Source organism: Fictibacillus sp. FJAT-27399 (assembly GCF_001510655.1).
In the GTDB taxonomy this organism is placed as follows: domain Bacteria; phylum Bacillota; class Bacilli; order Bacillales; family Fictibacillaceae; genus Fictibacillus_C; species Fictibacillus_C marinisediminis.
The window spans coordinates 396,799-420,965 of the sequence record NZ_LMVC01000003.1; the positions used below are offsets into that span (position 1 = coordinate 396,799).

General features: G+C 42.0%; 20 protein-coding genes. 16 read left to right on the top strand and 4 right to left on the bottom strand.

The window, feature by feature from the left end; translation table 11 throughout:
- The first annotated feature begins 5 nt into the window (after positions 1-5).
- The 11 genes from flgL (at position 6) to AR335_RS16075 (ending at position 10,666) form a co-directional block, all read left to right on the top strand.
- Positions 6-920, top strand: coding sequence for a flagellar hook-associated protein FlgL (gene flgL, locus AR335_RS16025; RefSeq protein ID WP_062237765.1), 915 nt, complete (start codon positions 6-8; stop codon positions 918-920).
- Positions 921-969: 49 nt separating this feature from the next.
- Complete coding sequence (locus AR335_RS16030; protein ID WP_062237766.1) at positions 970-1,512, top strand: DUF6470 family protein; 543 nt, start codon at positions 970-972, stop codon at positions 1,510-1,512.
- A gap of 46 nt (positions 1,513-1,558) precedes the next feature.
- Complete coding sequence (gene fliW, locus AR335_RS16035; protein WP_062237769.1) at positions 1,559-2,002, top strand: flagellar assembly protein FliW; 444 nt, start codon at positions 1,559-1,561, stop codon at positions 2,000-2,002.
- A 3-nt stretch (positions 2,003-2,005) separates the two neighbouring features.
- Positions 2,006-2,230 carry a carbon storage regulator CsrA gene (csrA, locus tag AR335_RS16040; RefSeq protein WP_062237771.1) on the top strand — a complete coding sequence of 75 codons (225 nt, stop codon included), beginning with the start codon at positions 2,006-2,008 and terminating at the stop codon, positions 2,228-2,230.
- A 148-nt stretch (positions 2,231-2,378) separates the two neighbouring features.
- Positions 2,379-3,554, top strand: a complete 1,176-nt coding sequence (locus AR335_RS16045; protein ID WP_062237773.1) for a flagellin — start codon at positions 2,379-2,381, stop codon at positions 3,552-3,554.
- A gap of 241 nt (positions 3,555-3,795) precedes the next feature.
- The gene (locus AR335_RS16050) at positions 3,796-6,417 is read left to right on the top strand and encodes an Ig-like domain-containing protein (RefSeq protein ID WP_062237775.1); all 2,622 of its coding nucleotides are present in this window, start codon (positions 3,796-3,798) and stop codon (positions 6,415-6,417) included.
- A gap of 236 nt (positions 6,418-6,653) precedes the next feature.
- Positions 6,654-7,856 carry a hypothetical protein gene (locus tag AR335_RS16055; RefSeq protein ID WP_062237777.1) on the top strand — a complete coding sequence of 401 codons (1,203 nt, stop codon included), beginning with the start codon at positions 6,654-6,656 and terminating at the stop codon, positions 7,854-7,856.
- Between the two features lie 114 nt (positions 7,857-7,970).
- The gene (gene flaG, locus AR335_RS16060) at positions 7,971-8,306 is read left to right on the top strand and encodes a flagellar protein FlaG (RefSeq protein ID WP_062237779.1); all 336 of its coding nucleotides are present in this window, start codon (positions 7,971-7,973) and stop codon (positions 8,304-8,306) included.
- A gap of 15 nt (positions 8,307-8,321) precedes the next feature.
- Positions 8,322-9,881 (top strand): flagellar hook-associated protein 2, encoded by a 1,560-nt coding sequence (locus AR335_RS16065; RefSeq protein WP_062237781.1) that lies wholly within the window; start codon positions 8,322-8,324, stop codon positions 9,879-9,881.
- Between the two features lie 31 nt (positions 9,882-9,912).
- Positions 9,913-10,314, top strand: a complete 402-nt coding sequence (gene fliS / locus AR335_RS16070) for a flagellar export chaperone FliS (RefSeq protein WP_062237782.1) — start codon at positions 9,913-9,915, stop codon at positions 10,312-10,314.
- A gap of 1 nt (position 10,315) precedes the next feature.
- On the top strand, positions 10,316-10,666 hold the full coding sequence (locus AR335_RS16075; RefSeq protein WP_062237783.1) for a flagellar protein FliT: 351 nt from the start codon (positions 10,316-10,318) through the stop codon (positions 10,664-10,666).
- A gap of 91 nt (positions 10,667-10,757) precedes the next feature.
- Here the strand turns inward: AR335_RS16075 and AR335_RS25380 are convergent, their stop codons facing one another.
- On the bottom strand, positions 10,758-12,611 hold the full coding sequence (locus AR335_RS25380) for an acyltransferase family protein (protein WP_062237785.1): 1,854 nt from the start codon (positions 12,609-12,611) through the stop codon (positions 10,758-10,760).
- 444 nt (positions 12,612-13,055) lie between these two features.
- Here AR335_RS25380 and AR335_RS16085 point away from each other — a divergent pair, with 444 nt between their 5' ends.
- The 3 genes from AR335_RS16085 to AR335_RS24255 all read left to right on the top strand — a co-directional run bounded on the left by AR335_RS16085 (position 13,056) and on the right by AR335_RS24255 (position 17,911).
- Positions 13,056-13,382 (top strand): hypothetical protein, encoded by a 327-nt coding sequence (locus tag AR335_RS16085; RefSeq protein ID WP_062237787.1) that lies wholly within the window; start codon positions 13,056-13,058, stop codon positions 13,380-13,382.
- An 835-nt stretch (positions 13,383-14,217) separates the two neighbouring features.
- Positions 14,218-17,592: a hypothetical protein gene (locus AR335_RS16090; protein ID WP_062237789.1), complete on the top strand. Its 3,375-nt coding sequence runs from the start codon at positions 14,218-14,220 to the stop codon at positions 17,590-17,592.
- 154 nt (positions 17,593-17,746) lie between these two features.
- A complete protein-coding gene (locus AR335_RS24255) occupies positions 17,747-17,911 on the top strand; it encodes a hypothetical protein (protein ID WP_156419038.1) in 165 nt (54 codons plus the stop codon).
- A gap of 134 nt (positions 17,912-18,045) precedes the next feature.
- Here the strand turns inward: AR335_RS24255 and AR335_RS16095 are convergent, their stop codons facing one another.
- The gene (locus tag AR335_RS16095) at positions 18,046-18,765 is read right to left on the bottom strand and encodes a PdaC/SigV domain-containing protein (RefSeq protein ID WP_062237791.1); all 720 of its coding nucleotides are present in this window, start codon (positions 18,763-18,765) and stop codon (positions 18,046-18,048) included.
- Between the two features lie 519 nt (positions 18,766-19,284).
- Here AR335_RS16095 and AR335_RS16100 point away from each other — a divergent pair.
- Both AR335_RS16100 and AR335_RS16105 read left to right on the top strand, forming a co-directional pair.
- Positions 19,285-20,790 (top strand): malate:quinone oxidoreductase, encoded by a 1,506-nt coding sequence (locus AR335_RS16100; RefSeq protein WP_062237793.1) that lies wholly within the window; start codon positions 19,285-19,287, stop codon positions 20,788-20,790.
- A gap of 298 nt (positions 20,791-21,088) precedes the next feature.
- Positions 21,089-21,856: an SDR family oxidoreductase gene (locus tag AR335_RS16105; RefSeq protein WP_062237795.1), complete on the top strand. Its 768-nt coding sequence runs from the start codon at positions 21,089-21,091 to the stop codon at positions 21,854-21,856.
- A 68-nt stretch (positions 21,857-21,924) separates the two neighbouring features.
- Here the strand turns inward: AR335_RS16105 and AR335_RS16110 are convergent, their stop codons facing one another.
- Together AR335_RS16110 and AR335_RS16115 are read right to left on the bottom strand one after the other, a co-directional pair.
- On the bottom strand, positions 21,925-22,680 hold the full coding sequence (locus AR335_RS16110; RefSeq protein WP_062237797.1) for a Nif3-like dinuclear metal center hexameric protein: 756 nt from the start codon (positions 22,678-22,680) through the stop codon (positions 21,925-21,927).
- Between the two features lie 44 nt (positions 22,681-22,724).
- The gene (locus AR335_RS16115; protein WP_062237800.1) at positions 22,725-23,963 is read right to left on the bottom strand and encodes a helix-turn-helix domain-containing protein; all 1,239 of its coding nucleotides are present in this window, start codon (positions 23,961-23,963) and stop codon (positions 22,725-22,727) included.
- Positions 23,964-24,167: the final 204 nt, after the last annotated feature.

The following is a 24,167-nucleotide window of genomic DNA, read 5'->3' on the forward strand; positions in this document are numbered from 1 at the left end:
GATACATGCGTGTAACGCAAAGCATGCTTTCAGGAAATATGCTGCGTAACCTCAGCAACAGCTATGCCAAGATGGGGGGATACCAGGATCAGCTTTCTACAGGAAAGAAGATTACCAGACCGTCCCAAGATCCGGTTGTCGCAATGAAAGGGATGTCTTACCGTACGAATTTGACAGAGGTAGAGCAGTTCAAACGGAATTTTGGTGAGGCTTACAACTGGGTTGAAAACACGGATGCCGCACTTGATAAAGCAACCAGTGCTCTACAGCGTATCCGTGAACTAACGGTTCAGGCTTCAAACGGAACCTATGAAGAAAATCAAAAAGCCGTAATTGGTCAGGAAATCAAGCAGTTGAAGGAATACCTTGTTACAATTGCCAACACACAAGTTGCGGGAAAGTATATTTTTAACGGGAATGACACAACAAATGCTCCGGTTACTTTAACAAACGGAGAAGTGACACAAGTATCGACAAATAACAACGAAGTGAAAATTGAACTCACTAAAGGCATTCAACTTGGTGTCAATGTGAAAGGATCAGAAATTTTCACAACTAGTGCTAACCCAGGAAAGGGCTTGTTCAGTGATCTATCTGCATTGGAAAAAGCGCTGGACTCTCAAACAACCCCTGAAGGTTATTCCAAAGAGATCGGTAACTTCTTAGGTGTGCTGGATGGACACATTAATAAAGTTGTGGCTGAAAGAGCGGAACTTGGTGCGAAAAGCAACCGTCTTGAGTTAATGGAAGACCGCGTGGATGAGCAGGAAGTTATCGCAAACAAGATTCTGTCGGATAACGAAGACGCTGATGTAGAAAAAGTGATTACCGACATGAAGTCACAGGAAAGTGTTCTTCGAGCGGCTATGGGTGTAGGGTCCCGTATCATTCAGCCATCATTATTAGACTTTTTACGTTAAAATGGAGCTATCGATGTAGATAGCTCTATCTTTTTTAGGGGGAATTACCATGAGCGTTCCTCAGCTTAAAATGGAATCGACAAAAGGGCAAATCGTTATAACAACCATACAGCCAGTTCAGGAAATTGAACAGCAGCCCGCAGACCTTGAAATCCAGCAGCCAAAAGCCGATTTAAGTATTGAAACAACGCCAGGAAAGCTTACGATTGACCAATCACAAGCGTGGGCGGACATGGACTTAAAGCCCATATCCAAGCGCATCGAAGAGTTTGCTCAAAAAGGATACAGCGACTGGCTGGATGGACTGGCTAGAATGGCGAGTCAAGGTGATGAACTGATGAGAATCGAAAACGGGGGCCAGCCTATCGCAGAGCAAGCCAAAGAAAATGGTGAAGACTCAATGCTGGAATTCAACATCGGGTTTGTCCCGTCTCCTTTTAGTGTAAAAACAAACTATGAGCCTGCAAAAGTAAACATCGACTGGCAAGTTAACAAGCCAATTATCGAAGCTAGAATTAACAAACCTCGCCACAGCTACAAACCTGGTGAGGTGCATATTGATATGAAGCAATGGCCTTCTTCTAAGGATTGATATTGCAGGCTAGGAGATCGACCAAATAAAGTAAAGTGGTGAAAACATGGAACTCAGAAGCAAATTTCATGGTGATATAGAAATTGAACAAAAAGATGTTATAACATTTGAACACGGAATACCAGGATTTGAAGAGGAAACAGAGTTTGTTATTCTTCCATTTGAAGATACGCCCTTTTCTATCTTGCAGTCCGTTACTACTCCGGGGCTGGCATTTGTTACAGCTGATCCGTTTACGTATTTTCCGGGATATGATTTTACTTTGCCTGAATCTGTTGTTAATGGATTAGCCATCAAAGAACAACAAGATGTTTTTGTACAAGTCATTGTTACTTTACGTGATGAATTGAAGGAATCGACGGCTAACCTTCAAGCGCCGGTCATCATTAATAAAATGAAGAGCCTTGGGAAGCAAGTTGTGCTCAACGATAACCAGTATACGTCAAGACACCTGATTTTTACTGCAGTTGCAGAAGAGCGGGGTGTGTAAAATATGCTAGTGTTAACACGTAAAACAAAAGAAGCAATTCAAATTGGTGACGATATTGAAATCACTGTTTTGGGAATCGAAGGCGATCAGGTAAAACTCGGGATAAACGCACCGAAACAAGTAGAAATCCATCGCAAGGAAGTCTATCTCTCCATCAAACAGGAAAACAGCGAAGCAGCAAATACATCGATCACCCTGATGGATCAATTAAAAACATTAAATAAGTAGTAATTTACTATAAACATTCCCATTCAAAAGACGATATTAGTGGTGAGCAAACAATTAAGATGTTTGACGGCCGCAATCGTCTTTTTTGTTTGAATAAAAAGCCAACCACAAGGATGTGGGCGGAACACATTTCAAGGAGGAAATATAAATGCAAATCAATCACAATATTGCTGCATTAAACACGTACAACAGATTAAATGCGGCATCTAACGCACAATCAAAATCAATGGAAAAATTATCTTCAGGTCTTCGTATTAACCGTGCTGGGGATGATGCTGCAGGACTTGCAATCTCTGAAAAAATGCGAGGACAGATTCGTGGTCTTGATCAAGCTTCTCGTAACGCTCAAGATGGTATCTCGTTGATTCAAACAGCTGAGGGTGCTCTAAATGAGACTCATGATATTCTTCAAAGAATGCGTGAACTAGCAGTTCAATCTACAAACGACACTAATACTGCGGATGACCGTGGAGAAATACAGAAAGAAGTAACACAGTTAAAGGAAGAAATTGACCGTATTGCGAACAACACTGAGTTCAACACACAAAAGTTGTTGAATGGGGATTTGAGTGCTAAACAATTTAAAGATGATTCAGCAACTGTAACAAGCAAGACCGGTGATTTTGGAGTAACTGTCTCTACGACAGGTATTGGGAACGGTAATGCAGGCGACGGTATAGTAACGGCTAATGATACCTTTGTTGTTAAATTTACTGAATATGATGCAACTAATGACCAATATAAATACACGATCACATCAGAAGCCACTGGGTCAACCACCAATGGAGCTGCTCCTTTGAGTAATGCTGCTGCACAATCTATCACAGTTGGTGGTGGAGTAGATGTCAGCTTAGACGCTAGTAAAGTTAAGGTAGGGGATTCATTTACCCTAGTTACTCGTAAAGAAGAAAATGCTGCTGGAGGTGCATCTGGGGAAATGACATTCCAAATTGGTTCTAACTCGAACCAAACGTTAAACGTTGGAATTGAATCAATGAAAACAGCTGATCTTCACATCAATAATGTAAATGTTTCCTCTGCTGAGCAAGCAACGGCAGCTATCTCTTCTCTTGATGATGCTATTAAAAATGTTTCAGCAGAACGTTCAAAACTTGGTGCATACCAAAACCGTTTAGATCATACTATTAATAACTTAGGAACATCTTCTGAAAACTTAACTGCGGCTGAGTCTCGTGTGCGTGACGTAGACATGGCGAAAGAAATGATGAACCAAACTAAAAACTCAATTCTATCACAAGCTGCTCAAGCTATGTTGGCTCAAGCCAATCAACAGCCACAAGGGGTACTTCAACTTCTTCGTTAATTTTTGTTACTTCTTAAAGGAGGACCTTAGGAATTTCCTAAGGCCTTTTTTTTTCGATAGAACAATGTTACCTATGCCAAAACAATGATTTATTACTTGTTTCAGGCGGCATAGGATATCCCATACGAGATGGTTTATTTACTTTAGAAGGGTGCCGAAAACAAATGGAAGAGGAAAAGAATGTTTAGTCTGCCTGAATGGTTTATTCATATATTTGAAACATCAGAGGGAGAAAATTGGCTTGTATAAAAATAAAATTATAACAAAAATTATATTCATTATTTTATCTTTAATGTTAATACTTCCTAAGTTTACTTCTGTAAAAGCTGAGGAATTGAATTCGGTTCAATCTGTCGGGGATTTAGTGAATAACGGATTTGAGTCCGGAGATTTAGCCAGTTGGAATATATTAAACAAAACAGATAGTATCGATGTTATTAGTGCTGATAACTACACATTTCCTTACAGTGGTAATTATATGATGAGGCTGGGGACAGCTGCACTATCAAAAGATGTGAAACAGACAATTGGAGAGAATAGTGTCTATCAAGATTTTATTGCACAGTCTCAAAATTTAACATTTCATTATAATGTTTTTACGTTTGATTACACAGGTTTTGATGAGTTCCAATATAAACTTGAGCGACTTGATACAGGGGAAGTTGTAGCGGATTTTACTCAAGGTGGATGGGGACCATCGGGAGACACAACCTTAAAAAATACTGGATGGCAAACCGTAAGCCTTGACTTATCAAAGCAATTAGGAAAGCCACTTAGATTAACCTTTAATGGAGCAGGTACTAAAGATACTTTGTATCCTATGTGGGCTTACATAGATATGGATCAAACTGATAATTTGGCTGGTTCTATCCTGATTAATCAACCTTCAGCTAACATGAATATAACAGAGGGAGGGCCACCAATAAGTTATCAATTATCCTTATCCAAGCAACCAACAAATGATGTTGTTATTGATTTATCGGAAGATGCAAATACGCAAGTTTCTATACAACCGAAGCATGTTGTGTTTACAAAAGATAACTGGAATCAACCGATAACAGTACAAGTCTCCGCTATTGATGATAATGTTTACGAAGGAAACCATTTTGCCAAAATTAATCATAGTGCTACAAGCAATGATGCTAATTATAAAAATTCAACAAAATCTTTAACAATAAATATAGGAGATAACGATACTCAAAATTCAGGATATTTTAGCATAACCTCAACTGTTTCAACAGGAAAAGGAACTGTTGAACCAGCGGCCCAAAATATTAAATTAGGAGACTCTGCTAGTATCAATTTATCACCTGAAGAAGGTTACTTTCCTCAAGTTATGGATAATGGACTAAATGTATCAAATTTAATTATAAATAATAAATATTATATTGAAAATGTAAATCAACACCATAATGTAGTAGTTTCATATATTCCTATAACTCCACCAAAAATTATTAAAACAGTGCCATTAAATAACGAAAGTAATGTAGGTGTAGACCAGACGGTATCTATTATGTTTAATGATAATATAACTGCTAGCACTGCATTTAATAATGTCTATTTAAAAGACAGCAGTGGAAATAACGTAGCAATTACAAAAAAAATTACAAATAACATTTTGGAAATTGGTCATGTAGAACCTTTAAAAGCAGCTACAAACTATACCCTTACTTTACCAAAAGACTCAATCCAAGACTCTTATAAAATAGGTCTTCAGAGTGAATATAGTTTAATGTTTACAACCGATAAGTCCTCAGATTCAGAGAATATTATACAAAATATTATGTTTAAACCAGCAAGTATTACTATGGGGACAGGTGAAACTGAACAATTTATGTTAATTGCCGAAATGAGTGACGGGACCACAAAAGATGTGACAAATTTAGCGACGTATACCAAGTCAAGTGCATTTGTTACAGTGACAGGGACAGAAGGGATATTCAAGCTTGCCGGTACTACGCCAGTCGATCAAAAGATCATGGTAACAGCCAACTATGACGGAAAAACAGCAACAAGCGAAATCACAGTGGTCGATACCACCCCGAAACCAGTGAGCATTGCGTATGGCCCATCGAGTGTCACGATGGGTCCAGGAGAAACGAAGACGTTTAAATTAATGGCCGAGATGAGTGACGGAACCACAAAAGATGTGACAAGTTTAGCGACGTATACCAAGTCAAGTGCATTTGTTACGGTGACAGGGGCAGATGGGACATTCAAGTTGACAAGTACAACACCGATAGGGCAAAAAATTACGGTTACATCAAACTATGCAGGCAAGACAGCTACAAACGAAATCACAGTGGTCGATACCACCCCGAAACCAGTGAGCATTGCGTATGGCCCATCGAGTGTCACGATGGGTCCAGGAGAAACGAAGACGTTTAAATTAATGGCCGAGATGAGTGACGGAACCACAAAAGATGTGACAAGTTTAGTGACGTACACCAAGTCAAGTGCATTTGTTACGGTGACAGGGGCAGATGGGACATTCAAGTTGACAAGTACAACACCGATAGGGCAAAAAATTACGGTTACAGCAAACTATGCAGGCAAGACAGCTACAAACGAAATCACAGTGGTCGATACCACCCCGAAACCAGTGAGCATTGCGTATGACCCATCGAGTGTCACGATGGGTCCAGGAGAAACGAAGACGTTTAAATTAATGGCCGAAATGAGTGATGGGACCACGAAAGATGTGACAAGCTTAGCTACGTATACTAAATCAAGCGGCTTTGTAACTGTGACTGGAGTAGATGGAACTATCAAACTCTCAAACGCCACGCCAGTTGGTCAAAAGATTACCATAACGGCCAATTATGGTGGTAAAACGGGAACAATTGAAATTATGGTGGAATAGTACTAATTACAAATGGCCACCTCTCTGGAGATGGCCATTTTTATTTCTTATTTCCCCTAAGCTTATAGGCAACTGACCATTCGAGCGGTCAACGACTGGTTGCCACAATCAACTGACCATGAGTAATGAGGATAGCTATGTTTTCGGCTTTCCTAAAATTTGGTGTTTTTTTACCGATAAAACTACTAGACCGATTTTTCAGGGTCGCTTAAATCATCAAAAAGGGGGAAATTACAATGAATCAAAAATCAAGTAAACTGTATACAAAACTAATTACCAGTGCACTTGTAGCAGGAAGTATCGTTATGCCTGCTTTTCAAACTACTGCGTTTGCTGAGGGTTCAGACTATTTCGCAGTAAACAATAATGTAGGGACAGCTGATACTGTGACTTTTTTCAGTGCTAAAGCGAAAGATGTTGTTAAAGTATATAGTGCTGATGGAAATACGTTATTGGGATCGGGGAAAGCTTCGAAGGCAGGAGACTTAACCGTGAAACTAAAGAACCAATTAACGGAATCCAGTGTTCAAGTGAGCTTGACCAACTACAACAAAAGAGAAAGTGAAAAGGTAGATGTTGATGTACCTGAAGAAACAACGACAGAATCCTTATCATCAGACAATATCGTTGTTAACAATAATGTGGGTACTGCAGATACTATAGTAGTTAGTGGAGTTAAGGCTAAAGATGTTGTGAGAGTGTACAATGCTGCGGGTGAAATCTTGCTGGGATCAGCAAAAGCATCGAAAGACGGGGCCGTAACGATAAAACTTAGATCTCAGTTGGCAGAAGATACTGTTCAAGTAAGCTTGAGTACATATAACAGCCTGGAAAGTGACAAAATAGATGCTGAAGTACCTGAAGAAATGGCATCTGATGAGTTATCAGCGGATTCGATTACCGTTAGTAATAATGTAGGCAACTCAGACACCGTATTCATTACGGGACTTAAAGCGAAAGATGTTGTAAAAGTGTATAACGCATCTGGCGAAACCCTCTTGGGGACAGGAAAGGTATCTAAAGATGGAGATTTAACGGTGAAATTGAAGGCTCAGCTGGCAGAAGAAAGTGTTCAAGTGAGTTTGACCAGCTACAACAAAATTGAAAGTGAAAAAGTTGATGCTGAGGTACCTGAAGAAACGACAACAGAAGCTTTAACACCGGAAACTATTATAGTTAACAATAACGTAGATATGGCAGACACTGTAGTTGTCCCAGGCCGTAAAGCGAAAGATGTTGTGAAAGTGTACAATGGATCTGGTGAGACCCTGCTTGGTACAGCGAAGGCATCCAAAGGTGGCGATGTGACGGTGAAACTGAAGGCACAATTAACAGAAGAAGGCATTGTCCAAGTAAGCCTGACCAGCTATAACAGCCTGGAAGGTGAAAAAGTGGATGTTGATGTACCGGAGGAAGAAATCACAGAGTTTCCCAATTAATTTTATTTAGAATCCTAGCAAAGGCTAGGGTTCTTTTTTGATTTCATCTTGATTTTTATGGATGTTTACCGATAAAACTAGTAGATCAACTTTTTCATTTCAGGAGAGATTATTGTGAAATTAACTCGTATCACTTCATCTGTAGCCCTAAACACACCATTAGATCCAGCAGAAAAAGTCAGCGAATTCCCAACGGACAACAAATCAACAAGTGAAGGCCCTCCGAATCCAAAAAAATTAAAAGAATTGGTGAAAGGAATCAACGATTTGTTAATTCCGGCCCACACTTCATCCAAGTTTGTACTCCATGAAAAGTTAAATGATTATTACGTTCAAATTATTGATGATAAAACACAGGAAGTCATTAAAGAGCTTCCTTCCAAAAAGTTTTTGGACATGTATGCGTCCATGCTTGATTTTGTAGGACTGTTTATTGATAAAAAAATTTAATGAGAGGTGAAGTGAATGACTACACGAATTAGCGGACTGGCCAGTGGAATGGACATTGATTCGATGGTTAAGGATCTAATGAAGGCAGAGCGGATACCCTTGGACAAGCTGACACAGAAGAAACAGCTTCTGGAATGGCAGCGGGATGACTATCGCGATATGAATAAAGTGCTGAAAGACTTTGATCAGCTGATTTTTAACGGGGTAGGAAGGCAGAGTACTTTTCTGAAGAAAACGGTGACGAGTACAAATGAATCTGCTGTGACCGCTACTTCAAACGGTTCCTCTGGAAATATCAGCACGACGATGGATGATATTACTCTAGCTACAGCGAGAACCTGGATAGGCAACGGAGTAAAAGATTCGAACGGAAAGGTACCTGGTTCTGATGTGAAACTGAAGGATGCTGGATTGCTGCCATTGAATTCTACTTTGAAATTTAACCTAACAAAAGCTGGCGCAACAGATTATGTCAAAGAAGCTGACGGAACTACCAATAAAATATTTTCTATAACTATTGATCCGGAAACTGAAACCATGGACTCTTTGGCGAAAAAAATTTCTGATTCTGAACTAGGAGTAAATGCATTTTATGACAGCCGCTCAGGTCAGATGGTTATCACCAACAAGGAAACAGGTACAGGTTCAAAAATTAAACTTTCAGATTCAAACACCCAGGGTTTTTTTAAGTCTTTAGGTTTTACAACAAATACGTATAACAATTTGACAGGCAATTCTAAGAGCACCCAAGGTACAGACGCAACCTTCACTCTTAATGGACTTAAAATGACTCGTCCATCCAATTCCTTCACTGTTTCTGGGGTTACGTATAACCTTAAATCCAATACAACGGATCCGGTTACTATATCAAGTTCAACGGACTCACAGGGGATTTTTGATTCCATTGTAAAGTTTGTAGATCAGTACAATACGACCATTGGAAAGATCAACGATAAAGTTTCTGAAGAGCGTTATCGTACCTATACGCCTCTAACCGACGAACAGCGGAAAGATCTTTCGGATAAAGAAGCTGAATTGTGGGATGTCAAGGCTAAGAGCGGGATGCTAAAGGGAGACACCATTTTATCGAGCGGACTTAACCAACTGCGAAGCAACATGTATGCCAGTGCGAATACCGGAAAATCCGACTATGATCAGCTGGCGAAAATCGGCATTCAAACGTCTGCCAACTACCTTGAAAAAGGCAAGCTGATCATCACTGATGAAAATAAGTTGAAAGATGCCATCGCAAAAGATCCAGAAGCTGTTATGAAACTATTTACGAATAATGGAACAACAAGTGATACAAAAGGAATTGCCTACCGTCTTCGTGATACCATTGACTCTATTATGGATAAGGTTGAAGCGAAAGCAGGTAACGCGCTTCGTACGAACAATCAGTTTGCGATCGGAAAGCAGCTTATCGATATGGACACACGAATCACAAATTTCAACACGAGGCTAACGCAGGTAGAAGACCGCTATTATCGCCAATTCACCGCCATGGAACAAGCCATCTCACGTTCCAATCAACAAAGTATGTACTTGTCTCAACAATTTGGCGGCGGACAATAACAAAAGCAACAAAACCTAAGGGAGTGACATGATGTCTTTACCAAACCCGTATCAGTCGTACCAGAATAACTCGGTTCAGACGGCTTCGCCCGGTGAACTGACATTGATGCTATATAATGGCTGTCTGAAGTTTATTACTCAGGCGAAGCAAGCCATACAAAATAAAAACCTTCAAGAGAAAAATACAAATCTGCTTAAAGCACAAAAGATCATCCAGGAGCTTATGGTGACACTAAACATGGATGCTCCAGTATCACAAACGCTGATGCCGATGTACGATTATTTGAACCGCCGCTTGATCGAGGCGAACGTGCAAGGCAGCATTGAGATTTTGGATGAGGTGGAGAGTTTTGTGACGGAATTCCGTGATACGTGGAAGGAAGTTATCCAGATCAACCGCCGTCAGCAATATGGTCAGGGAGGAAGAGTATAAGATGGGAGCGGTCAGCGTTTTACTTGAGATCACACATAACCTGCACGGCCACGTGGCGAGCGGTCTTCCGAAAGAAGAGCGCGAACCCTACATTGAGCGGTTGAATGAGCTGTTGGATCAGCGGGAATCGCTGCTGAGCGAAATCCCGGTTTCTTTTACGGAAGAAGAAAAGCGGATGGGACTCGCCATCCTCCAGCTGAATGAAGTCGTTCAGCCTTTGCTCGACCGCCAGCTCGCTGAAATTAAGCGTGACATTACTTTGATGAACCAAAAGAAAACCCATTCTGCGCAGTACGCGAATCCGTACGCAGCAGTTTCGGGTGACGGCATGTTTTTCGATAAAAAGAATTAAGGAACTCTGGCCTATATGAGCCGGAGTTTTTTTCTTTGCCATAAAAAAGCAACGGCAGCTAAGCCGTTGCTCTCTTTTTCCTTCTATTATTCTAGTTCACTGCGCTCTCAACAAGCTTCGCATAGGCAGAAGCGCCTTTTGGCTTGAGATGGACGCCGTCATTATAAAAATACGAGGTTTGTCCATTGCTTGCCTGGTTCCAGTTTACAAGCTTGGTATGAGGATGTGTAGAAGCCACTTCCGCGAGCATCCGGTTCACATCTTTTTCCCACGAACGGGGAACCTGGCTGTTGATCAGTACGATTTCTTTGTCTTTACCAACTTTATCGAGCACGTTTACGAGCTGGTCTTTTGAGAAAGGACCGTTCGTTCCGAGACCGATGACGACCGTGTGGCCGAGGCTTCCGGTTGCCTTCATGTGATCGATGACATCTGAAGCATCCTTCAGCTGGCGGCCGATCTTGGCGTCAACCGTTGCCTTTGGAAATTTTTTCTTGATATAAGGTGCCACGTTCACCATGACCGAGTCACCGATTACTGAGATTCGTTCGTCCGCCGGTTTAGACGGCGGGGCAGGTGCTGGTTTTGAATCTGGTTTTTGGTCAGGCTTTGGTTTCGGTTTATCTTCCGGTTTTGGATGCTCATGTTTTGGTTTTTCCTTGTGCTTTTCAGCGTCAGGATTCATGATCGCCTGCTCGGCTTTCTTTTTCTGTCCTGCTTCAAGCTTGTGAAGCTCCGGAACGACAACCGTGAAGAAGATGACCACTATAACCGCTGCTGAGCAGCCAAGGATCGATTTTTGAACGAGTGTCGCGCGTTTCCATGAACGGGTCGTGACATTTAGTTTTGCTCTCCAGCGTTTCAATGCACCGTGCCGGACAGGCTCCTCGATAAAGTGCCAGGACAGGGCGGACAGAATAATGATCAAAGCAAACTGAGCGATTCTGAGCCATACGGATGGATGGGCGTTTTCCTGTGCCGGGTTGGTGAGAACAATGACCGGAAAGTGCCAAAGGTAAATTCCGTACGACCGGACACCGATCCAGCGAAGCGGCTTCCATCCCATCGCCATGCCGAGCCGGCTGGACGGATGGGCAAGCGCCGCTACGACAAATAAGGTGAAAATCGACAGAATGACCATACCGCCTCGATATAAGAAGCTATCAAATTGACTGGTGAATCCGATTAAGAGCAGAATGCCTAAAAGACTGAGTGTTCCTACGATATCCAGTGCTTTGCGCTGTTCTTTCGGCAGGCGGGTGGACAGCTTTCGGCTTGGCCAAATGATCGCAAGTCCGGCTCCGATCAGCAGGGAAAAGGCTCTCGTGTCGGTTCCGTAATACACACGGCTCGGATCTTCTCCCGGTGAGTAAATCATAGCCATCGCAATGGCTGAAAGGATGGCTGCGGCGAGTATGCTCCCGAGAATCAATCTATTATTTTTTATGTAGCGAAGGCCGAGTAACAGCACGAGCGGCCATATGAGATAGAACTGTTCCTCCACCGCCAGCGACCATAGATGGTTGAGCGGAGAGGGAGGACCGAACTGCGCGAAATAAGACACTTTGTGAAAAATGAGCCACCAGTTGCTTACGTACGTAAGGACAGATAGAACATTGCCCCAGAGGTCCAGTAAAAACGATCGTTCAAAAAGAAGGACCCAAAGAATGACAAGAGCAAGCATGGACAGTAAAGCCGGCAAGAGTCTGCGTGCCCGTCTGATCCAGAACTGTTTAAAGTCGATTTCTCCGGTTCGATGGTATTCCGTTATGATTAAATCTGTGATCAGGTAGCCGGATAGAACGAAAAAGATGCCTACGCCCAATAATCCGCCAGGTGCCCATCCAAGATTTAAGTGATAAGCGATGACGGCGAGAACAGCGAACGCCCGCAGCCCGTCAATCCCGGGCATATACCGCTTGTTTTTCTGGGTAGGTTCAGGCATCCAACTCCTCCCTTACCCTGAAATTTTTCTTCTTTTTATATTGTAACGTTGCCGCCTCATAACCCGCAGTGAATTCTTGCTGCTGGCAGCATGCGATGTAAAACATGGTCGTTCTCCCTTCGCATAAAGCAGATCTTTTTATCTCCCATAATAGTTTAGTGGTTTTCAAGGGTATTGGAAACAAAACAATTCTACTATTTTCGACAAATTTTTATGTTAAAAAATCCCTGCTGACAGGGGAATTTAGCCTAGAGTCTACTATAGTGCAATTGGATTTGCCGAATCAAGGAATAAATGGCTAATGAGGCGGGAATAGGAAATATGTCGCAGTGGAATGGGGATAAAAGGCCGAGTAATTACCTGATTTTAGTAAAATCGGCTAGTACCTCTGCCCGTGTGCCTTCTTTACAATAGGAAGAGAGAGAATAAGCAGGCGGTGATCGGATGTTTTTTGACAAGCAAAAATACAGGATGCAGGCGGAAATGCTGGATTGGTATTCCGGCAAGGTAACGGAGTCGATGCATAAGCTGGGTCGCCTCGGACGAGACCGCGCACATGTATTGACCAAAGCTCAAGACTGGGAAAGCAAAAGCAAAGCGAGCTATAAGCAGATCATGTCAGAAGCAGCAAGTACTTATTTTTCATCAGCCAGTACGGGAGAACAGTTGAAGGATGCGTTGAAAAGAGAAGCGACAAGGCTTAGGGAAAAGGCGAACGATATCGAGAGGCAGGAAAAGCTGGAAGAAGCAAAAAAGTTAAATAAGCATTGATCTGAGGTAACCATGACGAGAGAGGTGGCTTTATAAAATAAATCAAGTAGTAACAGAAAGGACTATCGTAATATGGGTTGCTTAGGTTCAGTTTTTCGATTTTTTTTATTAGTCGTATGTTTAATCCCCATTATATGTTTCGGTTTCTTGTCTATTTATACTTTTTTCTCTGCCTTATTTGGAGGGAACTGGATCGCTTTTGGTAAGGTTTTTTTCGTATGGCTCACATTAAGTTATATTATTGGGTGGCTGTTTGATGTTCCGTGGAAGGATACAGATATGGGGGATAGTTTTCTGGGAATAGTCCTTGAAATGAGCAGTATCATAGTTTATCGAGGGGTGAATCGAGTTGGCAGGTTGGTTACAAGAAGTTAATTTGCTCCTTTGATTTAAGAAAAAGTAATCCCTCTTTATTCCAATAACTAGTTTACTAGGCTAAAGGATATATTTGGTAATGAGGAGGATTCGGCCTTTGCTAAAAAACCATTCCTGGATTTTTCCACCTCGAAATGATCATTGTTATAATTCCGGCTCTTATCGTAGGTTATGTCAGGGGGGGCATTCCTCTGTACGTCTGTATAGGATTGATTATTTTGTGTGTAGTCTTGTATTCCTATTTTGTAAAGAAAACAAAGAAAAACGGGAAGGTACGAGAGATATAAACGTTAGAATCCAAGCTTTAGAGGCTGTGCTTCTAAAGCTCATTTTTTGTAGAAATGTCTGCAATAGGGACCCTTTTATTTCCAAAAGTGATGTATAATGTGGTTGATACATAGAATGAATAAATGTTCATTAGTTGGTTTTTAGCAATAACGATGTAAAAGCGGGGTGTCGCATGAAGGGTCCAGAATTGATCAAGGACTTGTTTGACCTGAAGGAAAAGGGATATTTAAAATATGAAGATTACTTAAGAGTGGTTGAAGGGATCAACCGCTATGAAAAGGACCAGAGAAGGATTGCGGAAGGGAAGGAACCGTATATACAGGCAACATCCGGACCAAAGCGCTCGGAGGAAACACCCCAGGTTGAGAGGGAACAGCCGAACATGACCAGCACGGTGCCAGCGGCTCAGGATCAGCCTGTACCGAAGCCGAGGCCAGTGACTCAACCAGCCCCCAAGCCGGCACTGACCGCTGAACAAAAGCGGGAGCGGAACTTGACGCTGCTCATGACAGCGGGTGTCGTGCTTCTTCTGCTTGGCGGGCTTACCCTTGCAACGAGCAACTGGGACGTATTCAGTTCTCTGGCGAAAACCTTGCTTGTAGGCGGAATCGCCGCTCTATTCGGAGGGCTCGGTGCATTGTCACAGCGGGTGCTTCACATCAGGAAGACAGCATTTGCGTTCTTTGTGCTGTTTGCGCTATTCGTGCCGATCACCATTCTGTCGGCAGGATATTTTGAGCTGTTTGGCAGCTGGCTGAGTTTTTCGGGGAACGGTAAGTATGTGCTGGGGGCTGTAACCAGTCTAATCTGTCTGCCGATTTATTGGATGTTCACGAAGTCGTTTTCATCCAAATTGTTCGCCTGGTTTACACTGATAGCTTCAGCTATCGGCTATGCGTTTGTTCTTTTGGCGTTCGGCATTGAGAAGAACGCTTTCTATTTTGCATATGCACTCGGAAATGCGGGTTACATCTATCTTTTTCATGTGCGAAAAGCGAAGGAGGCAGACATTTATCAAAAGGTCTTGCCCATCTTTATTCAAAGCAATCTGATCCTATCCACGTTATTCATTATCATTTCGTTTGAACAGCCGCTTTCTCAGAGCTTTAACCTGATATTGACCGCTGTTCTGTATTTGGCGATGAGAATGGTCAACAAACGGGTGGAGTATGAGCTCTTGTTTATGGCTTTTGTTTCGTATGGCCTCTATCAGCTCGTTGAACAAGCCGCTGGTGCCGGGCTGAGCCTGGTCCTCATTCCAATTGTGCCGGTGGTGCTGCTCGCTGTTGCCCGCTATTCGAAGGGCAATTTGAAAAAGTACTACCAGATCGCCAACGGGGCTGTCTCTGCTCTTGCGTTTTTACTCGTTACGGGAAAAGGGCTGATGCTTTCAAGCGGTGAGGGAAGCGTGTGGATGTTTCTGGGGTATATCGTGATTGCCGGTAACTTTGTTTACTTAAGCTATAACACGGCTTTCCGCCTCTTTACGTATCTTGCGCCTTTTTACATTTTCAGCGCTGCGCTGGAGGTGTATCATCTCACCAGCCCGTCCAGCATAAAGTATTGGCCGCTTGCTATCGGAATATCCGGGCTGGTTGCGTATGTGATCGGCCAGTTCATTGTGCCGATCCGTCGTTCCAGCCTTTATGTTGGCGGAGCGTTCCTGATGGCTGGTTTCGGATTGACGCTGCTGATTCCTGAGTATTGGCAGACAGTGGGTCTCGCCCTCCTGTTGACAGGACTGGGGGCCAGACATTATTTGACCGAGCAGGGCATCTCTCAAAAAGTATTTGGTGCAGGTGTCTCTGTCTTCCTGTTCTTTGCGGGCTTTTCAATGGGAATGGCGCTTATTCCTGACCCAGATCGTGCGCTCGCGACTGGACTGGGAACAATACTTCTGGCTGCACTTTATTATTGGAAAAAAACAGACCGCATTCTCGGTCAATACGCATTGATCGGTGCGATGTTCGTTTCTCTTATCAGTTTTCTTGCCTCCTTTGACACGGAAGCCGACTGGATCCGTCTCGTTTGCAGTTTGCTGTTTAGTTGTATGATGTTCGTGGGGACGCGGTATTTTAAACAGAGTGTCGGTTATGGAGTGGTGCAGGCAGGATTGTTCTTTGTTTTTTATGCGCTGCTTCACTTGACGGCAGATCCGCTGAGCGAACGGCTCACACTGATCACGATTGCCGCTCTCCTTTTTGTTTCCTATGAAGTGTTAAAGCGGGTGGAACGCCAAAGCCATCTGCCTGCGCTGGTTGTCGGCCAAGCGGCTCTTCTGTACGCGGTATTCTATAACTTCATTACTTCGGGTGAAACGCTGCCGTATCTCTTGCTGACGATTTTATTTGGGTTATATGTATGGCGTTCGGTGTTTGAAGCGGAGAGAAAATACAGTCTGTACGCTGGACTGACCGTTTTATCCGCGGCATTCGGTTTCATGGTCAACGAATGGTTCCCTAACGAGAATCGTCTCGTCTACAGCTTGTTGCTGCTGGCTGCTTATTTTGTTCTTTCAAAAGCCTGGAAGGAACGGCTTAGATGGTATATCGTTCCGTTCTCCATTCTGGTGATGGCCGAATACCTGGCTGATTCCTATTACAGCGGAGACGTAATCTCTCTTTGGTTCTATATCGGTGTCATCTTTGTGTTCATGGCGTTTTTCCACTCACTAAAAGGGTATTGGAGAACGGCTGCAGCCTTTCCGTTGATTTTTTTCTGGCTCGGAATGGCCGATTTGATGGATATTTACAGTCTTTCTTCTCCACTCCGTGCGGTCGTGTGGTATGCGATCGGTATTCTGTTTACCGCAATCGGAATGTTTTTATATGAAAAGCTGTATCATCACGAGAATGAGGAAAAAGTTGATTTTTACGGAATAGCGGGGCTGGTCTATGTATGGGCCGGCTGCATGCAGGCTGTGGAATGGGTATTTATCACAGGATTCACCCTGATTGCGTTATTGCTGTACCAGCATTCAAGACGGATCAATGAGGTTCCTATCGCACAAAAAGTGCTTCAAACGCTGTCGCTGCTCGTTGGTCTGTTAACCTACTATACGATCATCGACATGATTGATTTCCCTGAGTATCTTATGACAGAGCTGTATGTCTTGCCTTGGATCCTAGTCAGTTATCTGCTGACGCGAAAGACGTGGAATCTGAGCGAAAAGGTGATCATGTATGTTCAATACAGCTTGATCGGCGTCATCTCATTGATTCTTATGATTGATGCGATGTACAGCTATAAAATAATCGATGCAATTATTCTTGGCACACTGGCTGTTATCGCTATCCTCTATGGCTTTGTTTCCAAACAAAAAAGCTACTTTTTCAGCGGTTTGATCGTGCTGCTGGTCAATGTACTCGTGCAGACCCGGCCATACTGGGGCAACATGCCGTGGTGGGTGTACCTGTTGATCGCAGGAATCCTGCTGATCGGGTTTGCCGGCTATAATGAATTTAAAAAACAGAAGGGCATTGAGTCTCCATCGCTGAAAGAGCAGCTCCTCCGAAAATGGGGCACGTGGTTCGGGGCCTGGAAGTAAAATAGCGAAAGGACAGTTCCTCTTATAGGAGCTGTCTTTTTTGGGGTGTTTGTGGAAAGATTGTTCATCGTACTTGTACATTATTGGTATAAAGATGCTATATAGCATTTAATAAAAGGGCTTTTTTCGTAAGCTTTGTTGCTTTTGGGAGTGGTTGATTTCCGTTTCAGGATGCTCGCTTTCCGCGGGGCGTGCGGTGAGCCTTACCGGCGCCAGCGCCTACTTTCTCGGCGCATGCGCCTGTGGGTCTCACCTGTCCCGCTGCTCCCGCAGGACAAGGAAGGCTTCGGCAGCGTTATATCGCACGAAGAAAATGTGAAATTCATTTTCGAGGAGTCTCGCACCTTACACTCCAATCAACTTATCAATGAAGCTTCTTTACAAGAAGGTTCCCAAGCAACAATCTTTTAGAAAACAGCTTAATAAAAAATATCTTACGCCAATTCGGGTCACTTATTGATAAACTGACTTTGGAATTTTAATAAATGGATTCCCATCATCATATGATGCAATTTCATATTCATCATAATCTTGAAATAGCAGATAAATTCCGTCTTTATAAAACGAGAATTGAGAGTTTTTGTTAACTGGAACGTCGCTTAATTGAAATACAGAATCAGAATACGGTTTATGTGTACTAAGATATTTATATGCATACTTTTGTACTTTTTTATAATTGCAAGATGTTTTAAGAATATCATTAATTTTATAGTGTTTACCTGTTGAAAGGTCAAAGTTATACATTGTTACTTTGCCTTTTCCATGTGCTCCACCAGTATAAGTGTATTCCAAATAATAGATACTCAATTTACCATTTGAATTATGCTTTACTTGATAAAGAGAGTTGAATGAATATTTACATTTTTTAGGGGTTTTTTTACAGAAATCTTCTTTTTGAATCACTTTTTCTGCTTTCTTTACATTAAGGTATGATTTATACGAATTTTCAGCTGCTTTTTTAAGCGTGGAATTAATCTTACTAGCCGTATTTTTATTGATTCCGTAAACTTGAGGATACCGTAATAAATAAATACCTTTATATGAGTGTTTTGTAAATTCAGCTTTTTGTGAGCTTGCATCAGAGTCTGTACTTGGCACGAAAAAAGAAAAGGAAAAAACCATGATTAACAGAACTGCTGAGATCATTCTCAAAAAAGATGATCGTTTTTTCATGTGAAATCCTCCCAGTCCCAAAAGATTTCTAATTGAACATATAGGTAAAGAAATTCTCCGCTTGAACTTTGGTATTAATATCCACGCCAATAACCCTTTATATGTTTAGACGAAATGTATGTTAGGAAGTTACAAAATTTTATTTAAGGGCATGTATATTGCACAGTACGTTGATGATATGCAGCAGAGTTTGAATAGATACGCGGGTAAAATCTCCTTAATATATTTCATCCCAAACTGCATTTTAACCATACGGTAAAAGAAGTTTTTGGGACAAAAAATCATTAATGCTTTGGTTTTTGTGTGTTTCTAGGCCTTTTGGACGGACTAATCACTTTTAACAACTTTTAAAAAACTTATAATTATCATATAATAGTAGATGATTTAGTATTTAAATGATTGTAATACATTATGATATGGTTATAACTGGGACAGAAAAAGTGTGTGACTAGATCGCATCTTAGCTTGGTGTGAGGCCTGCATCTTTTCTGCAAATTTTAGGCGAAAAGGTTGGTAAAAATGAGCAGCAGAGAAACTAACACTGACGTCATTTTAATTGGCGCCGGAATCATGAGTGCGACTTTAGGGACAATCTTGAAAGAATTAGTACCGGAATGGGAAATTAAAGTGTTTGAGAAGCTCGAAAACGCAGGAGAGGAAAGCTCTAACGAATGGAATAATGCGGGAACGGGGCATGCGGCACTGTGCGAGCTTAACTACACGGTCGAAAAACCGGATGGGTCTGTAGATATTAGTAAAGCTATAAAAATTAATGAACAGTTTCAGCTTTCAACGCAGTTCTGGTCCTATCTTGTAAACGGCAAGCTGATACGTAATCCAGAGAATTTTATCAAGCCATTGCCCCATATGAGTTTAGTACAAGGGGAAGAAAACGTAGCGTTTTTAAAGAAACGTTTTAAAGCGCTGTCAAACAATCCGCTATTTCAAGGGATGGAATTTTCCGATGTTCCGGAAAAACTGTTGGAATGGATTCCGCTTATCATGGAAGGCCGTTCATTGAATGAACCGATTGCAGCTACCAAAATTGACTCTGGAACAGATGTCAACTTTGGTGCGTTGACGCGTATGTTGTTTGACCATTTAAAGACTAAAAACGTCGATATCAAATACAAACATAGTGTTGATAATATTAAACGTACAAGCGATGGGTCGTGGGAATTGAAAGTGAAAAATCTCGATAGCGGGAGCGCAGAACGCCATACGGCAAAATTTGTCTTTATTGGTGGCGGAGGAGGAAGCCTGCATTTACTGCAAAAATCCGGTATTCCTGAAGGGAAACATATCGGAGGATTCCCGGTAAGCGGAATCTTCATGGTATGCAAAAATCCGGATGTCATAGCGCAGCAGCATGCAAAAGTATACGGCAAAGCTAAGGTTGGGGCTCCGCCAATGTCTGTTCCGCATCTTGATACCAGATATATCGACAATAAGAAATCGTTGCTATTTGGACCATTTGCCGGCTTCTCACCAAAGTTCTTAAAAACTGGTTCCTTGTTGGATTTAGTAACTTCCGTAAAACCGGATAATGTCTTAACGATGCTGGCGGCAGGTGCAAAAGAGATGTCATTGACAAAGTATCTGATTCAGCAAGTTATGTTATCAAAGGAACAGCGCATGGAAGAGCTGCGGGAATTTATTCCGACCGCCAAAAGCGAGGATTGGGATTTAGTCGTAGCTGGCCAACGTGTGCAAGTTATTAAAGATACAGAGGCAGGCGGCAAAGGAACACTTCAATTTGGTACGGAAGTGATTACTGCTGCTGATGGCTCGATCGCAGCATTACTAGGCGCATCTCCGGGTGCTTCTACTGCCGTTCACGTTATGCTTGAGGTAATCAAAAAATGCTTCCCGCAGCATATGGAAGAGTGGGAACCGAAAATCAAAGAAATGATTCCTTCTTATGGTGTTTCACTAATGGAAAACCCAGAGCTTCTGCACGAAATTCATTCTTCAACAGCACAGGCGCTTGGTCTAAGGAAAAAAAAAGAGATGGCCTTTAGTTAATTCTTTGGATGTAGAAACCATTAATGGACAAGCTTTCTATGATGAAGAGATTGAAAAGACAATGATTGAATAAAACAGAGATAAAATAAAATATTAAAAACAGAACCTTTGATCCATCTTTGGATTGAAGGTTCTGTTTTTTAAATTCGCATCAACTAACGGGCTGCAATTGCAGAAAGGCATCTAATTAAATGTCTTTTTATTTTGGCCTCAATAGGTTTTTTTACGTTCAATTGTTTGTATAAAAGAAAGGGGGTTGATAGAATGAACCTAAAAATCCCAGTCAGGAGGAACAGCAATGGATCTTACGGGAAACACCATTTTGATAACAGGCGGGGCTTCAGGGATCGGATTTTCTTTCGCTGAACGTTTTATAAAAAAAGGAAACAAGGTCATTGCAGTTGGCCGGCGGGAAGACAAGCTGGCAGAAGCAAAAGAGATGCTCCCAGAACTGCATATAAAAGTGTGTGATGTTTCCAAAGAGGAAGAACGCATTGAACTGGTTGAGTGGGCAGTCAATGAATTTCCGGATCTCAATCTATTGGTGAATAATGCCGGAATTCAGCAGCGAGTAAATTTGAAAAACGCCACTCATGACTGGAGTTATTATCAAAATGAGTTGGCGATCAATATTGAAGGTCCCATCCATTTGTCCATGCTGTTAATTCCTCACCTGAAAAAACAAAAAAGGGCAGCCATCATGAACGTAACATCAGGATTGGCGATACAGCCAGGAGTCTGGGTTCCGATTTATAGTGCGACAAAAGCTGCGATGCACTCCTTTACGCTTACACTAAGACATCAGCTGGCAGACACGAATATTGAGATCGTGGAAGTGATTCCTCCTGCTGTAAATACCGACCTGGGAGGGGTAGGTTTGCATACGTTCGGTGCTCCGTTGGATGATTTCGCAGATACCATTTTTGAAGGATTAAAAAAGGAACAATTGGAGGTTGGTTACGGCGGGACAGAAGAGCGTCTTAGCGCTCCGAGGGAAGAAATTCAACAAGGAATCAAGATGGCGTGGCAAAACTTTCAGAAGAACAATCCGGATTTTATGAAGTGATCTTAATCCCCTTTCATTTGGAAAGGGGATTTTGTTGTTACAGGGTGAATAACTCCATTTTGTGCTCTTTATCTGGCCTCAAAATGAGACTCTTCAATCCTGACGATACTGATCTCTTCATGCTGCTCTTTTATTTTTTTTGCCAGGCTTTCTACACCAAATATCTCGGTAAACGTATGGCTTCCGGCAATAAGATTGATTCCTGCAAACTGGGCATATTGGATACTGTATAACGTAGCTTCACCTGTTATGTAGGTATCACATCCGGCATCCACTGCCTTTTTGATAGTGTTGGAGGAATGGCCCGCTCCCGTCACCATACCGATCCGTTTCACTGGCCGGTCATGATGCTTCCAGGCACGAACGTGTTCGTTTAAGGTTAGGGTTGTTTTTACAGTCAGGACTTCAAAGGATTGCGGTTCAGTCAACTCGCCGATCCCTGGAATGTCGCCCTCATCATAGATGGAGAGTTGAATGATATTGTTGATCTCAAGTTCGTTCATCAGCGATGTGCACGTTCCAAATTCCACATAATCAAGTGGCCCGTGAATATAGAAGTGGCTCATGTTGTATTCTTTTAACTTTTCCATGCAGACATCCCGTAAACCGTAGAGGAAATCCCACGCATCATGATGCGTCAGCAGCAGGTCAACGTTTTGAGCGGCAGCAAGCTCTATAGCTTCCAGGGAAAGATTAGTGCAGTAGCCAACTCTCTTAATCTCGTTCTTTACACAGCTCGTGAAACCATAATCATTATGAAACTCACTAAGAAGCTCTTCAGGAAAAAGTGATTTAATCGTATCTTCAAATCGATCCAGGTTCATAAGTGGAACTCCTTTTGATTTTATAGGTGCCTGGCACCCGGTTTTTAAATGAATGAGCTCTCGACGCTGTTGGCTTCACAGTAGCATTCGCTTGAGCGCTTGTACTGTTTCTTCCGGTAATAATAATCGCCCAGCTGTTCATAGCACATCCGGATATACATGAATTCATCCTTCTGCTTGAAGATGGGAAGGGCGGTCTCTTCAAGAAAAATCTTATAATCTTCTTCGTTACGTCTTTTTTGCACTTGAAATTGCAGGATCTTCAGCAGGCAGTAGGTTTCGTTCAGTTCGCCTTTTAACAGCACTAGCCCTTTTTCAATCCAGCGGGTGGCATCTTCAATCTCGTTCAGCTGAAAAAGGTTACGGGCGAGAAGGTAGATCGTAAGCTCCCCGCCTTGCAGATCTTTGCGCACATTAAGAGATTTTAAGAAATAATCGATCGCTTCCCACGGCTTCTTTTGCTTATGATAGACAATCCCAATATTATGATAGATATGTATCTTTAAATGGCCGATGTCCGGCAGGGATTCGATGCCTTTCAGCGCCTTTTTAAAATAGGAGAGGGCAGTTGCGTGTTCGTTAATCCGGTTGTAGTTGATGCCCAACAGGATGTAGCAATCGACCACTTTAAAAAATAAGATGTTTTTGTTGAACTCTTCCATCGCCCGCTCGGAGTGAAAGATGGAAAGTGTAATCTTACCCAACCGGCTGTAGATGAGTGCAAGCTGGTAATGGTACTCCGGCTCATTTACATATTCGCTTGCTTTTAAATACAGCTCCAGCGCTTTTTGAAAGTGTCCTTTTAAGTATTCATTCAATCCTGAAAAGTAAAAGTAGTATCCTTCAATCTCTTTTGGCATATACGTCATGTATTTTTCTGCAAAAGCCAGCTGCTCTTCGGCTTTGTTAAATTCTCTAATAAGCAAAAAATGCCGGGTAGCGGCCAGGTGAAACATCGTTAAAAGTTCTATGTCGGTGATGCCTTTAATCTTTTTCTCGATCGCTGCGTAATGGTCGGCGGAAGCAGGTCGATTTCTTGCTTTTATATCTTCATACCAATTAAAAATCATCTTCTTGATGCCATCGCTTGAGGAGGATTGCAGCAGCTCATCGTATTCAATATTCAGCCTTTTGCAAAGCAAAATTAGAATTTCCCGAGAAGGGACGATGCTGTTGTTCTCGACTTTACTAAGGTAGGGAACTGAACATATGCCAGAAGTGAGTTCTTTTTGGGTAAGTTTATTTTTTTCTCTAAAATACTTAATTTTCTCCCCTCTAATCATGATCCACCTCTTTAATCCATTCTAGTTTTTTCTATCATATCATATAAAAAAACTGATTTTTCCTATTATATACATAATTTTGCCGATTTCTATCCTATTTTGTCTGTAAATGGCAAGGAGGTTTGATTTCAAAGAGGATAAGTCGAATTTCCTAGGAAATAATCTGTCGAAACCTGTTCTATATTTCCTGTTTTTAAAGGTAAA